General features: G+C 70.5%; 12 protein-coding genes and 1 tRNA gene. 4 read left to right on the top strand and 9 right to left on the bottom strand.

The genetic code is table 11. The features are described 5' to 3' along the window. Positions 1 to 49: 49 nt before the first annotated feature. Positions 50 to 949 carry a rhomboid family intramembrane serine protease gene (locus ACGWYJ_RS08830; protein WP_395105187.1) on the top strand — a complete coding sequence of 300 codons (900 nt, stop codon included), beginning with the start codon at positions 50 to 52 and terminating at the stop codon, positions 947 to 949. A gap of 193 nt (positions 950 to 1,142) precedes the next feature. Here ACGWYJ_RS08830 and ACGWYJ_RS08825 read toward each other — a convergent pair whose 3' ends face one another. Further along, the gene (locus tag ACGWYJ_RS08825) at positions 1,143 to 1,400 is read right to left on the bottom strand and encodes a cell division protein CrgA (RefSeq protein ID WP_285698984.1); all 258 of its coding nucleotides are present in this window, start codon (positions 1,398 to 1,400) and stop codon (positions 1,143 to 1,145) included. A gap of 204 nt (positions 1,401 to 1,604) precedes the next feature. On the opposite strand from ACGWYJ_RS08825, the gene ACGWYJ_RS08820 reads away from it, so the two are divergent. Beyond that, positions 1,605 to 2,243 carry a class E sortase gene (locus ACGWYJ_RS08820; RefSeq protein ID WP_395105186.1) on the top strand — a complete coding sequence of 213 codons (639 nt, stop codon included), beginning with the start codon at positions 1,605 to 1,607 and terminating at the stop codon, positions 2,241 to 2,243. Between the two features lie 66 nt (positions 2,244 to 2,309). Next, entirely contained in the window at positions 2,310 to 2,525 is a 216-nt protein-coding gene (locus ACGWYJ_RS08815) for a hypothetical protein (protein WP_395105185.1), read from the top strand. Positions 2,526 to 2,654: 129 nt separating this feature from the next. Here the strand turns inward: ACGWYJ_RS08815 and pknB are convergent, their stop codons facing one another. The 7 genes from pknB to ACGWYJ_RS08780 are packed head-to-tail and all read right to left on the bottom strand — an operon-like array spanning position 2,655 to position 12,069. Further along, positions 2,655 to 4,463: a Stk1 family PASTA domain-containing Ser/Thr kinase gene (gene pknB / locus ACGWYJ_RS08810; protein ID WP_395105184.1), complete on the bottom strand. Its 1,809-nt coding sequence runs from the start codon at positions 4,461 to 4,463 to the stop codon at positions 2,655 to 2,657. 22 nt (positions 4,464 to 4,485) lie between these two features. Further along, entirely contained in the window at positions 4,486 to 6,123 is a 1,638-nt protein-coding gene (locus tag ACGWYJ_RS08805; RefSeq protein WP_395105183.1) for a protein kinase, read from the bottom strand. After that, positions 6,120 to 7,598: a peptidoglycan D,D-transpeptidase FtsI family protein gene (locus tag ACGWYJ_RS08800; RefSeq protein WP_395105182.1), complete on the bottom strand. Its 1,479-nt coding sequence runs from the start codon at positions 7,596 to 7,598 to the stop codon at positions 6,120 to 6,122. Before ACGWYJ_RS08800 ends, ACGWYJ_RS08805 begins: the two co-directional genes overlap by 4 nt. A 57-nt stretch (positions 7,599 to 7,655) precedes the next feature. After that, positions 7,656 to 9,239, bottom strand: a complete 1,584-nt coding sequence (locus ACGWYJ_RS08795; protein ID WP_395105181.1) for an FtsW/RodA/SpoVE family cell cycle protein — start codon at positions 9,237 to 9,239, stop codon at positions 7,656 to 7,658. Then, the gene (locus tag ACGWYJ_RS08790) at positions 9,240 to 10,832 is read right to left on the bottom strand and encodes a Stp1/IreP family PP2C-type Ser/Thr phosphatase (RefSeq protein WP_285698973.1); all 1,593 of its coding nucleotides are present in this window, start codon (positions 10,830 to 10,832) and stop codon (positions 9,240 to 9,242) included. After that, positions 10,829 to 11,305 carry an FHA domain-containing protein gene (locus ACGWYJ_RS08785; RefSeq protein WP_285698972.1) on the bottom strand — a complete coding sequence of 159 codons (477 nt, stop codon included), beginning with the start codon at positions 11,303 to 11,305 and terminating at the stop codon, positions 10,829 to 10,831. Before ACGWYJ_RS08785 ends, ACGWYJ_RS08790 begins: the two co-directional genes overlap by 4 nt. A gap of 11 nt (positions 11,306 to 11,316) precedes the next feature. Then, positions 11,317 to 12,069 (bottom strand): DUF3662 and FHA domain-containing protein, encoded by a 753-nt coding sequence (locus ACGWYJ_RS08780; protein ID WP_285698971.1) that lies wholly within the window; start codon positions 12,067 to 12,069, stop codon positions 11,317 to 11,319. A 128-nt stretch (positions 12,070 to 12,197) separates the two neighbouring features. Between ACGWYJ_RS08780 and ACGWYJ_RS08775 the strand changes: the two genes are divergently transcribed. After that, positions 12,198 to 12,280, top strand: a tRNA-Leu gene (locus ACGWYJ_RS08775). Positions 12,281 to 12,557: 277 nt separating this feature from the next. Here ACGWYJ_RS08775 and ACGWYJ_RS08770 read toward each other — a convergent pair. Beyond that, complete coding sequence (locus ACGWYJ_RS08770) at positions 12,558 to 13,292, bottom strand: class I SAM-dependent methyltransferase (protein ID WP_395105180.1); 735 nt, start codon at positions 13,290 to 13,292, stop codon at positions 12,558 to 12,560. Positions 13,293 to 13,304: the final 12 nt, after the last annotated feature.

The raw sequence follows: 13,304 nt of genomic DNA, 5'->3' as shown, positions 1-13,304 counted from the left end.
GAGACACGCCAGGGGGGCCGCCCCGTACCGCCGGTCTTCGGAGCCGTAGATGAGCACAGACCCCAGACCCGCCCCCGAACCCGAGGCCCAGGTGCCGACCTGCTACCGGCACCCGGGACGGGAGACCTATGTCCGCTGCACCCGATGCGACCGCTATATCTGCCCGGAGTGCATGCGGGACGCGGCCGTGGGGCACCAGTGCGTCGAGTGCGTCTCCGAAGGGAACAGGGACATCCGGCAGCCCCGCACGGTGCTCGGCGCCCGCGCCTCGGGGTCCGCGACGCCGGTGGTCACCTACACCCTGATCGGCCTGTGCGTCCTGGCCTACCTCGCCGAGTTGGCCTCCACCGACGTCGTCCGCGAGTTCGCGATGCTCGGGCTCGGGGCCTCGGGCGGGCAGCCGGTCGGCGTGGCCGAGGGCCAGTGGTACCGGCTGTTCACGTCCATGTTCCTGCACCAGCCGCCGACGGGCGGGTCCTTCAGCATCACCCACATCCTGTTCAACATGTGGGCGCTGTGGGCGATCGGCCCGTCCCTGGAGCAGGTGCTGGGGCGGTGGCGCTACCTGGCGCTGTACCTGCTGTCCGGCCTGGGCGGCTCGGTCCTGCTCTACCTGGTGGACCCGCTGGACGCCGCCGTCGGCGCGTCCGGCGCCATCTTCGGCCTGTTCGGCGCGTTCTTCGTCATCGGACGGCGGCTGGGCGGCCAGGTCGGCCCGATCGTGTTCCTGCTCGGGATCAACCTGGTGATCACCTTCGCGGTGCCCAGCATCTCCTGGGAGGGGCATATCGGCGGCCTGGCGGTCGGCGCGCTGCTGGCGGTCGCGTTCGCGTACGCGCCGCGGGCCCATCAGCAGGTCGTGCACATCGCCGCGTCCGCGGCGACGCTGGTCCTGCTGGCCGCCCTGGTACTGATCAAGACGGCCGAGCTGTCGTCCGGAGCGATCTGACCCGGAACGCGGATGGCCGGGCACGCGCCGCTCCAGGCGCGGCGCCCGGCACCGCGTGGTGCCTCCTGCGCCGCGTCCTGTGGAAAAGCTGGGGACAAGCTGGGGATGAGGCCCCCGGTCATCCCCAGCCTGTGGATAACACTGGTGGATGAGCTTCCCGGGGACCGGGCCGGCGGAAAATCTCCGCCGGCCGTCAACGCCAGCGTGTCGACAGGATGACGCCCAGGATGATGGCGGCGAATCCGATCCCCAGGTTCCAGTTCCCCAGGTCCGACATGAACGGCACGTCGGTGCCGGTGCTGGCCGTCACGTAGAACGTGGCGATCCAGGCCAGCCCGACCAGCCACAGGGCGATCATCGTCGGGACCAGCCACCGCGGGCTGACCTGGGGGGCCTGGGACTTCTGCGGAGGCGTGTAGACGGCCTTCTTGCGCACTTTGGACTTGGCCACGGTGGGTTCGATCTCCTCGGGCGGACGGCACGGACGTACGGCCCGCACATGGGTGCTTTGTCGGTTAGCGTAGTCGCTGGTGAGCAGCGTACGGTGTCCGGCGCGGCGAAGCATCCTCCCAGCCCGTGGGCACGCTGAAGCCGGGCGCGCTGAAGCCGGGCACGGGAAGCCGGACGACGAGGGTGGCGAAGTGAGGGACGCGCGTTGCGGCTGATCATCCGGGGCCTCGGCGAACTGTGCATCACCGCCGGGATCATCGTCCTGCTGTTCGCCACGTACGAGCTCTGGGGCACCGGCCGCTACACCCGGGAGCAGCAGGACCGGCTCGGCCGCGACCTCCTCAGCTCCTGGAAGGCCACCCAGGTCACGCACGAGCGGGTACGGCTCGGCAAGGGCCTGGCGATGATCCGCATCCCGCGCTTCGGCTCGGGCTGGCGCTTCGTCATCGTCGAGGGCGTCGACCAGGACGACCTGCGCAAGGGGCCCGGCCACTACCCCGGCAGCGCGCTGCCCGGCCAGGTCGGCAACTTCGTCGTCTCCGGCCACCGCACGACCTACTCGGCGCCCTTCAACCGCGCCGGCGAGCTGCGCAAGGGCGACAGGATCCTGATCGACACGCGCTCCACGCAGTACGTCTACGAGGTCACCGACCGCCGGATCGTCCGGCCCTCCGCGGTCGAGGTCACCGCGCCCGTGCCGATGCGTCCCGGCGCCCGCCCCACCCAGAAGCTGATCACGCTGACCACCTGCCATCCGAAGTACTCCGCCGCCCGAAGAATGATCATCTTCGGCCGTCAGGTCGCCGAGCTGCCCCGCGCCGCCACCCCGACCACCGGACGCTGAGCAGCCGGGGGACCCACAGACGAACCCGCTGGTAGACACGCTGGTAGACACGGAGAGGAGAGCGCGATGTACGCCTGGATCTGGCGTCGGCTACCAGGCCGCTGGCCCGCCAAGACCGCGCTCGCGGCGGGCCTGATCCTGGTGGCGGGCCTCGTCCTCTGGTACGCGTTCTTCCCCTGGCTGGAGGAGCGGATCAGGTTCGACCACGGCGTCGTCCAGAACGGCACGCCGAGCTCCCCGGCCCACAGTCCAGGGCAGCGCCCCACGATTCCCGGTGGCTGACCCCCGCCGAAAAAATTCCGGTGGAACACGTAACACCTTCGGCCCATGATCCGAAGTCCATGATGAGGGCTTCCGCCATTGCCCCCGAGTGGCGGAAGCCCTCTCGGCTGTCCGGGGTCCGATCCCCGCTCAGCCGTTGCCCGGCGTGGGGAACGGGAGGGATGGACCCGGCTGCGTCGGCGTCGGCGACGGACGCGCGGCCACATGGATGGTGATCGTGTCGCCCGGCGCGACGGTCGCGTCCGGTCCCGGCTCGTGCTGGAACACCTGCCCCGGAGCGACCTGCTTGTCCGGCGGCGCGGGCTCGGTCACCACACGGCACCGCAACCCGAGGTTCTCCAACTGGCCGCACGCCGAACGCCGGCTGGTGTTGAACAGGTTGGGCACCTTGATGTTGCTCGGACCCGCCGACACGTACAGGGTGACCTTGGAGTTCTTCGCCACCTTCTGCCCCGCCCCGGGATTGGACCGGATGACGGTGTTGCGCGGGACTGTGTCGTTGGTCTCCGTCTCCCGCTTGACCTCGAAGCCCCTGGCCTCCAGCTCCGACTTCGCCTCGACATAGGGCTTGCCGGCCACGTCGGGCACCTCCACCTGCGGCGGCGGCTTCTTGCCCTTCGAAATCACCAGGTTGATGGCCGTCCCCTTCTCGACGGTGGCGCCGGGAGCGGGGTCGGTGCTGATGACGTGGTCCTCCTTGACCTCGTCGTTCCAGGTCTCGCTGACCTTGCCCACCTCAAGGCCCAGCTTGGCCAGCTCGGTGCGGGCGTCGGACTGCGACGCGTTCACGATCGAGGCAGGCACGGTGACGTCGCCGGAGCCCGCCCCGCGGCTGACCACCCAGCCGATCAGCCCCGCACCGCCGATGATCAGCACGGCGAGGGCCACCCACAGCGCGGCCTTGCGGCCGGCGCCGTCCGCCTGCGGCCGCCGGTCGTCGTACCGGACGGGCGGCAGGCCGTAGTCGGTGCCCGGTGGCCGCTGCACGCGCGTGGCGCCGGGCGGGCCGCCTCCCGGATAGGCCCCCATCACGCGGGTGCCCTGCGCCGCCGGGGCGCCACCCATCACCATCGTCGAGGCCGCGGTGGACGACACCGGCTGGCCTTGGAGCGCCCGCTGGATCTCCTGCCGGAACTCCGTCGCGGTCTGGTACCGGTGGTCGGCGTTCTTGGCCATCGCCTTCAGGACGATCGCGTCCGCCCACTGCGGGATCTCCGGGTCCACCTGGGACGGCGGCACCGGCTCCTCCCGGACGTGCTGGTAGGCGATCGCCACCGGCGAGTCGCCGGTGAACGGCGGGCGCCCGGTCAGCAGCTCGTACAGCACGCAGCCGGTGGAGTAGATGTCGCTGCGGGTGTCGACCCGCTCGCCCCTGGCCTGCTCGGGCGACAGGTACTGCGCGGTCCCGATCACCTGCGCGGTCTGCGTCATCGTCGCCGCCGAGTCGGCCATGGCACGGGCGATGCCGAAGTCCATGACCTTGACCTCGTGGTTACGGGTCAGCATCACGTTGGCCGGCTTGATGTCGCGGTGCACGATGCCGCCGCGATGACTGTAGTCCAGCGCCCGCAGGATCCCGTCGGTGATCTCCAGCGCCTTCTCCGGCAGCAGCGCCCGGTTCTCCCGGAGCAGGTCGCGCAGCGTGCTGCCGTCGACGTACTCCATCACGATGTAGGGGATCTGGGTGTCGCCGATGGCGTCCTCGCCGGTGTCGTACACGGCGATGACCGAGGGATGGTTGAGCGAGGCCGCCGACTGGGCCTCCCGCCGGAACCGGGCCTGGAACGTGGGGTCGCGGGCCAGGTCCGAGCGCAGGGTCTTGACGGCGACCACGCGGTCGAGGCGCAGGTCTCTGGCACGGTAGACCTCGGCCATGCCGCCGCGCCCGATGACGGAATCGAGCTCGTAGCGGCCGCCGAGCAGCCGAGGTTGGCTCATATGGTTACTTTCCCTCGTACCTCTACACCTTGTCCCCGGAACCCAAGGTCCCGCCTTCGGAAAAAGCGGGCCCGCTTTGGGAAGGTGCGGGGCCTGGGCTCGGGGGCGCCGGGGTCGTGCTGCCCCCCGGCGCTGCCGGTGTCGGATCAGGGGCGCTGGGAGTCGCCCTTGGCGGTTTGCTGGTTGGCTTGTGTGATGGGGACGCGCGAAGACGGCGGGGCGTTGTCGGACGGATCGGGCGGTCCGGCACGGGCGGGGCCTCCCGTCCACGACGTTCATGCGACCGGGTCGCCGGGCCGGCGGGGCTCCGCCGCACCGGGTCTCCCTCACCCGGTTGTACGGCCGGGAGCCGCTCCCGGTTCTCCCGGTCGGGCTCGGTGTCACCGAGACCACGCCACATTGTGCCGACCACGACGACGCCGAGCAACAGTGCCCCCGCCGCGACCGAAGCATAGGTCAGCGCCGCACGCCGCCGCCCCGTCGTCTCCGCGCTGGTGAGGCTATCCGCTTCACGGTCCTCGTCAAATCCGTACAAATCGCCGGTGTCCCGTCCGGCCCGTCCCCACCCGCCCGGACGGTACGCGGAAACCCCCGCCGTCGCGGAGGGCACGGCCGTCGTGGAGGGCACGCCCCTGCCCACCCCCGGGCGTCCGGCACGCACGGGCCACGGATCGTCCAGGCCATGAGGCCGGGCCGGACCCCGCCGCGCCGGGCCGCCACCCGGCGACCGCCCCGCCGCGGGCGGCGCCACCGCCGGCCTCGTCGCCGCCGGTCCCGCCGGCCTCCGATCCGTCCCGCCATGCCCCGGCCGACGCGCCCAGCGCCGCAGCCCCGGACCGATCACGCCCCCGGAGCCACGGATGGCCGAAGCCCGGTCGGCGGTCTCGCCCGCGTCGGCCGGACGCCACGCGGGATCCTTCGCCAGCAGATCCCTCACCAGGTCGCGCACCGGCCCCGGGATCCGCCCCGGCAGCTCCGGCGGAAGGTCCCGGACGTGCATCAGCGCCACCGCGAACGCCGTGTCCGCGTCGAACGGGACCCGGCCCGTCAGGCACTCGTACGCCACCACCCCGAGCGAGTAGAGGTCCGACGCCGTGGTGACATCCCGCCCCGACGCCTGCTCGGGCGACAGGTAGTACGCCGTCCCCATCACCATGCCGGTCTGCGTCTGCGAGGCCCCCGCCACCCGGCGCGCGATCCCGAAATCGGTGACCTTGACGGCGCCCTCGCCCGTCACCATCAGGTTGGCGGGCTTGACGTCCCGATGCACGATCCCGGCGTCGTGCGCCGCCCTCAGCGCCCGCGCCGACTGCTCGACCAGATCCAGCACCGCGTCCGCGGGCAGCGCGCCCTCCCGGTCGATGATCTCGGCCAGCGGCTCCCCCGCCACCAGCTCCATCACCAGGTACGCCCGGCCGTGCCCCACGCCCGCGTCGTACACCTGCGCGATCCCCGGATGCCGCAGCGACGCGGCGAACAGCGCCTCCGACCGGAACCGCCGCCGCGCCACCTCGTCCGACATCAGGTCCCGGCGCAACAGCTTCACCGCGACATCCCGGCCCAGCGCGTCGTCGGCGGCCCTCCAGACCTCGCCCATCCCCCCGATGGCCAGCCGTTCCACCAGCCGGTACCGGTCGTCAAGGACGAGGCCAGGACTCACTTCCGCAACACCGCATTCATGATCGCCCCGGCCACCGGACCCGCGTTGGGGCCACCGTCGCCCTCACCCTCGGTGACGACGGCGAACGCGTACCGCGGCTCGTCGCTCGGCGCGAACCCCACGAACCAGCGCGAGTTCGGGTTGGGGCCGTCCTGCTCGGCGGTGCCGGTCTTGCCCGCGATGTTGAAGCCCTGCAGGTTCCGCCCGGTGCCCTGGGAGACCACGGCGCGCATCATGTCCTGGAGCTGCTCGGCCGTGTCCTCCTTGATCGGAGTGCTGTACTCCTTGGGGTCGACCTTGTACAGCTCGCTCTGGTCCTTGGCGCGCACGCGCTCCACCAGGTACGGCTTCATGATCGTGCCCCCGTTGGCGACCGCGGACGCCACCATCGCCATCTGCAGCGGCGTGGCCCGCACGTTCTCCTGCCCGATGCCCGAACGGGCCGTCCCGTCCTTGCCCGTCGGGATGGTCTCGCCGGTCTGCGGGTTGCGGATCGACACCGGCACGTCGCTCTGGGCCGCGAACAGGTCCGGCTCGATCTCCACGTTCCGGTTGAACCCGAACTTGCTGGCCCCCTGGTTCAGCCGCTGGATGCCCATGTCCAGCGCCAGCTTGCCGAACGTGGTGTTGCAGGACTCGGCGTACGCGCCCCGCAGCGGCGCGCTGCCCGCGCAGTTGCCGGTGTCATGGGAGTTCGGCAGCGGCCGGCCCGACTCCGGCAGGATGAGCTGGCCGGTCGGGACGGTGCTGGAGGCGCTCAGCCCCATCTGCTCCATCGCCAGCGCCGCCGTCACCGTCTTGAACGACGACCCCGGCGGGAACGTCTGGCTCATCGCGTTGTCGATCAGCGGCTTGATCACGCCCGGGTTGTTCTCGAGCTGCTCCAGCCGCCGGCCGCCCTTCAGCCCGGTCTGCGGCGCCACCTCGTTCGGGTCGAACGAGGGGAACGACGCCAGCACCACGATCGCGCCCGTCTTGATGTCGATCACCGCGGCGCCCGCCCGGCGGGTCGTGCTGTTCTTCAGCCGGGTGTAGGCCACCCGCTGCGCCTCGGGAATGATCGTCAGCTCCACGTTCGCGCCCTCGGCCGGCTTGCCGATGAACGTGTCGAACCAGCGCTGCTGCGTGATCCGCTTGTCCTTGCCGCCCAGCAGCGAGTTGTAGGCCATCTCGACCTTGGACGCGCCGCCGTTGAAGAACCCGGTCGCCGGGGAGAAGATCGGCCCCTGCGTGTACTCGCGCCCGTACTTCGGGTTGTCCTTACCGGTCGGCTTGGACGTCACCAGCACCTGGCCGCCCGCGATGATCTGCCCGCGCGGGTTGTTGAACACGTCCGCGTACTGCCGGGCGTTCTTGTCGTCGGTGCGCAGGGCCTCGGCCTGGCTGCCCTGCACATAGTTGATCTGCGCCATCAACCCGAAGAACAGCAGCAACCCGAAGATCGCGACCCGCCGCAGCGGCTTGTCCATGTTCATGACGCCTCGCCCCCCTCGGCGTAGGACGAGTACAGGAAGGCGCGGTTCACGACAAGGTCACCTCACGCTCACGATCTGGGTCATGCCCTCATCCTGGATGGCCTGCGGCGCCGGCTTGCGCGCGTCGTGGCTCATCCGCACCAGGATCGCGATCAGGATCCAGTTGGCCATGAGAGAGGAACCGCCCTGGGACAGGAACGGCGTCGTCAGACCGGTGAGGGGGATCAGCTTGGTGACACCTCCGACGATGACGAACACCTGGAGCGCCAGCACGAACGACACACCACCGGCGAACAACTTCAGGAACGGGTCCCGCGCCGCCAGCGCCGTCTTCATGCCGCGCTGCACGATCAACGCGTAGACCAGCAGCAGCGCCATCAGCCCGGTGAGCCCCAGCTCCTCGCCCAGCGAGTCGAAGATGAAGTCACTGAACGACAGCGGCGTCTTCCACGGCTCGCCCTGGCCGAGGCCGGTGCCGAGCACCCCTCCCTGGCCGAGCGCGTACAGACCCTTCATGAGCTGCGCGCTGTCGGAGTACTCCCCGCCCAGCTTCGCGCACGCGGAAAGGCCCGGCGCCCCGCTGCCCTGGGCCTGCTCCTGCTTGTAGATGTCGGTGTCGGGGTTGACCGGGATGACCCGGCCGTCCTCCATCAGGCAGCCGCCGTCGAAGTACGGCTTGGGGTTCTGCCAGATGTCGATCCGCTGGTTCACGTGCCCCATGAACGGCAGCAGCGTGGCGATGAAGATGCCGATCGCCAGCAGCCCCACGCCGATCAGCACCCACGAGACCCGCTGCGTGGCGATGTACAGCATCGACACGAACAGGCCAAAGTACAGCAGCGCCGTTCCCAGGTCCTTCTGGACGAACAGGACGCCCAGGCAGAAGATCCAGATGACCACGATCGGGCCGAGGTCACGGGCGCGCGGCAGGCTCAGCGGCCCGATCTTCTTGCCGATCAGCGACATCGCCTGGCGCTTGTTCACCAGATAGCCGGCGAAGAACACCACCAGCATGAGCTTGGCGAACTCGCCCGGCTGCACCGAGAACCCGGCCACGTTGATCCACACGCGGGCGCCGTTGATGGTCTGCCCGATGCCCGGCACGATCGGCAGCAGCAGCAGGAGGATCGCGCCCAGCCCGATCAGGTAGGTGTAGCGCTGCGCGGTCTTCGGCGTGAACGACAGCGGCGCGTCGCTCTTCTCGGTGTCCCGCATGATGAGCACCGCCGCCACGAACATCGCGATGCCCACGAACGTCCACATCAACTGGGACGGGGCGTCCGCCGCGTCCTTGGCCGCGGTGCCCTCCAGCAGCGCGGTCCGCTTGTCCGCGCTGGTGTCCAGGTCGAGCCGGTAGATCATCGCCAGCCCGATGCCGTTCAGCGCCACCGCCAAGGGCAGCAGCAGCGGATCGGCGAACGGAGCGAACTTCGCCTGCACGAAATACGCGGCCAGCGCCAGCACCGCCAGCGCGCCCCCGTACCCGAACAGCCCGCCGGGGATGCTGCCGTCGCGGGCCAGGCCGACCTCGGCGAACGCCGACAGCGTCAGGATCATTGCGAAGATCAGCAGCACCAGCGAGGCCGCGTTGCGGCGCTGGTAGGGCATCTGCGCCCTGATCCGGTCCCCGATGGAGTTCACTTACGATCGCCCCCCGCCGCCCGGGCAGTCCGCTATCGACGGGCGGTTCGACTTGCACTCGTTACGACGCCCGTCGAGCCTGCTGAGTTCGGCGTCGGCCGCCTTGAGCCCCTCGAACGACCGCTGCCCACGCTGGATCGCGGCACGGTCGCTGTCGGGCAGCTCGGCGATCGGGATGCCGCTCTCCTTCACCTTCGTCTGCGGGCAGTTCCGCTGGCCCTTGCCCTTCAGGACGACGACCTTGCCCCGTTCCTCCGCCAGCACGTGCCTGCACACCTGGCTGCGCAGCCGCTCCAGGTCGGCCGGGCCGTCCACCGCGTAGGTGTCCCGCACCGCCTGCTGCTGCGTCTCCGGCAGGTCCGCCACCATGATCGGCGGGTTCGGCTGGTCCTTGGCCGCGGCCTTGCTGTTCAGGCTGATCACCGGCACCTCCTGCGGGGTGCCCCGGTAGAGGACGACCTGGCCGCCCTCCTGCCCCACGTAGTAGCCGCTGCGCAGGTTCTGCACCACCACCACGCCGACCACCACGACACCGACCACCACCAGGCCGGCCGCGCCCATCAGCCACGCCCACCGGCGCATCGCCCCGCCGCGGCGCGGCATCGGCTGCGCCATCGCACCGGCCGGAGGCGGGCTCGTCCGCGGGTCCTGCATCGGCATCGGCATCGGGGCCTGCTGCGGCGGCATCTCGTCCACCGCCACCGGAGGCTGCGGCCGGGTGTCGCGCAACTGCGCCGCCCGCGACGCGGGAGTGTCCGCGGCGCCCTGCCCCGGACCGCCCGGGCCGCCCGGCACGCCCGGCAGCTCCGGCGGCCGCGTGTTCGCCGCCGCCCCCACCGCCGTGCCCGGCACCGGCTGCTGAGGATGCGGCCCCAGCTCCACCACGTCCGCCACCACACACGTGATGTTGTCCGGGCCGCCGCCCCGGTTCGCCAGGTCGATCAGCTGCCTGACCGCCTGCTCCGGGTCGTCCACATCCGTCAGCACCTGGAAGATCGTCTCGGCGGTGATCACGCTGGACAGCCCGTCCGAGCACAGCAGGTACCGGTCGCCGATCTGCGCCTCGCGCAGCGACAGGTCGGGATCCACCTCGCCGCGCCCGTCCAGCGCCCGCAGCAGCAGCGAACGCTGCGGATGGGACGCCGCCTCGTCCGGGCTGATACGCCCCTCGTCCACCAGCGACTGGACCAGCGTATGATCGTGAGTGATCTGGAAAAGACTGCCGTCGCGCAGCAGATACGCGCGCGAGTCCCCGATGTGCACCAGCGCGACCTGGTTGCCCGCCCACAGCATCGCCGTCAGCGTCGTGCCCATGCCCTGCAACGCCGGATCCGACTCCACGATCCGGTGCAGGTTCTCGTTCGCCGCCTTGACCGTGTGCTCCAGCGCCGCCAGCAGCTCCGGCGCGGGCAGGTCCTTGTCCAGCTTGCGCAGCTCCGAGATCGCCGCGGCGCTGGCGATCTCGCCGCCCACATGGCCGCCCATCCCGTCGGCCACCGCGAGCAGATGCGCCCCCGCGTACGCCGAGTCCTCGTTGCCCTCGCGCAGCATTCCGACGTCGGAGCGCGCCGCGTAGCGGATTCCCAGAGTCATTTGCGCAACTCGATCACGGTCTTACCGATACGGACCGGCACCCCCGGCGGCACCGGCATGGGCCTCGACACCTTCGTGCGGCCCAGATACGTCCCGTTGGTCGAACCGAGATCTTCCACGATCCACTGACCGTCCTGCGCGAAAAGTCGGGCATGCCGGCTGGAAGCGTAGTCGTCGGTCACCACGAGCGTGGAGTCATTCGCCCGACCCACGGTGATCGGGGCCCCGGTGAGGTCGATGACGGTGCCCGCGCGTTCGCCCTGGACCACCACCAGCTTGGTCGGGACGCTGCGCTGCGGCGAACGCTGCGCCTTGGGCTGCCGGCCCGCCTTCGGGGGGCGAGGCTGGGCCGCCCGGCCGGCGGCCCTCGAACCGAACATGTCGGCCCGGATCACGCCGACGGCCGCGATGACGAAGAGCCAGAGCACCGCGAGGAACGCCAGCTTGATCAGCGTGAGGGTGAATGGGGACATCGGAGTCGGGGCTACTCCCTATCGCGGCGGAACACCAGTGTCGTCCGGCCCATCGTGACGCGCGAACCGTCGACGAGGGTAACCCGGCGGATCGGTTGGCCGTTCACGAAAGAGCCGTTGGTCGACCCTAGATCGACCAGAGCGATTTCGGGACCTTCTACGCGGATCTCGGCATGATGCCGCGATACGCCTGGATCGACAAGCCGCAGGTCGCAGTCCGTCCCGCGGCCCAGCAACGTCACCGGGGTATTGATCTCATAAGTGCGCTGGGTGGCGTCACCGCCCTCCACCGCCGTCGTCACCAGAAGGCGCGGATTGCCCCCGAACACCCCGCCCCGGCTCTGCGGAACATCGCTCACCGGACGGCGGATCTCCCCGCCCTCCACCGTCGAGCCCCGGATCACGCCGGACCGGATTCGGAACATGCCCGTGGCCAGATCCCCGGCATTCTCGAAACGCACGCGTACCGGCCCGACAAAGGAGTACCCCTGCTCCTTCGCGTACTCCCGCGCCAGATTCGCCAGCTCCTGGCTCAGGCTGTCGGCGTACACCTGAAGCCGCTCCCCGTCCTGCTGGGAGATCTCGACGACGAAATCGTTCGGCACCAGAGTCCGGCCCTGCGCGACGATCGCGGCCCGGTCATCCATCTCGCGCTGCACAGCACTGGCCACCTCGACCGGCTGCAGCTCCGACTTGAAGGCCCGGGCGAAGGCTCCTTCGACCATGCCTTCGAGCCTTCGCTCGAAGCGCTGAATGACGCCCACGGGCACCTCCCTTCCCCACTGGTAGACGATCGTATCGGTGCGAAGGTTCGCTCGGAGTATCTGGCTACCTAACCACTCCCTCGTCCGTGCTAGCCTTTTCGAGCGCCCCGCGAAGGGGCCGCGCACCCGGGCGGGTGGCGGAACGGCAGACGCGCACGGTTCAGGTCCGTGTGTCCGCAAGGACGTGAGGGTTCAAATCCCTCCTCGCCCACTTCGGAGGTGGAGGACCCTGGTCGCGGCTGTCGCCGCTTCCCTGGTCCTCCTTCGTCGTGTTTGCCCAGGGGGCGACCCCCTGGAACCCCCGAATGCAGGGGGCTCCGCCCCCCCGCACCCCCCGGATTGGGGGCTTCGCCCCCTTGCCCCCCCCTGCGGTGGTTGATGTTGGTGGTCTTCTTTCTGTTTGGGGCCATCATCGCTTGTTGGGGTGTGGGGTGGCCAGCCATGCGGGGGCTTCGCCCCCGCCACCGTGGTGTTGGACGTGGGTGTGGTCAGGTCGTGGCTGGTTTGCGGGCGGTGAGGAGGCGGGTGGGGACCCAGGGGCTGCCCCACCAGGCGCGCCAGCCGAGGTTCCGCACGCTGATGTCCTGGGCGTTCAGCCGGGCCAGCACCGCGGCGTACTGGCGGGGGGTTCGCGCCAGGTCGGCGATCAGCAGGCGGCCGCCCGGCCGCAGCACCCGGTACGCCTCGGCGACCGCTTGAGCGCGGGCGTTCGCGCCCAAGATGGTGTGGACCGTCAGGCTGGACACGACCAGGTCGAAGCTCGAATCCGCATACGGGAGTCTGCGCAGGTCACCCGCTTGGACGTGGACGCGGTCGGCGACGCCTTCGGCGCGGGCGTTGCGCAGGGTCGCCGCCGGGGTGTTGCCGGACTGGTCCCGTCCGCGCCACAGGTCCACGCCGACCGCCTGGCCGTGCGGGAGGTGCCGGGCGGCGGCCAGCAGGACGGCGCCGCGTCCGCAGCCGAGGTCGAGCAGCCGTTCGTCGCCACGCAGGTCCAGCTCGTCCAGCACGTCCCTCCAGACCAGGAACTTGCCGCGCAGCGTGGTGTGCAGGCTCAGGGCCAGGCATCCCGCCAGCAGGGTGCCGGAGACCAGCGCGGGCAGCGCGGCGCCCAGATCGGCGGTGACCGCCATCACCACCCCGGTCACCCAGAAGCCCAGCACGACCAGACCTATGAAGCCGAACCCGTAGGGCGCATCCATCCCGTACCGCGCGCCTGGCACCCCACCACTCTG

Origin of the sequence: Actinomadura sp. SCN-SB, assembly GCF_043906805.1 — a bacterium.
Classification (GTDB): Bacteria; Actinomycetota; Actinomycetes; order Streptosporangiales; family Streptosporangiaceae; genus Spirillospora.
The sequence above is the reverse complement of the archived record's forward strand: the minus strand, read 5'-3'. Positions and strand labels throughout refer to the sequence as shown.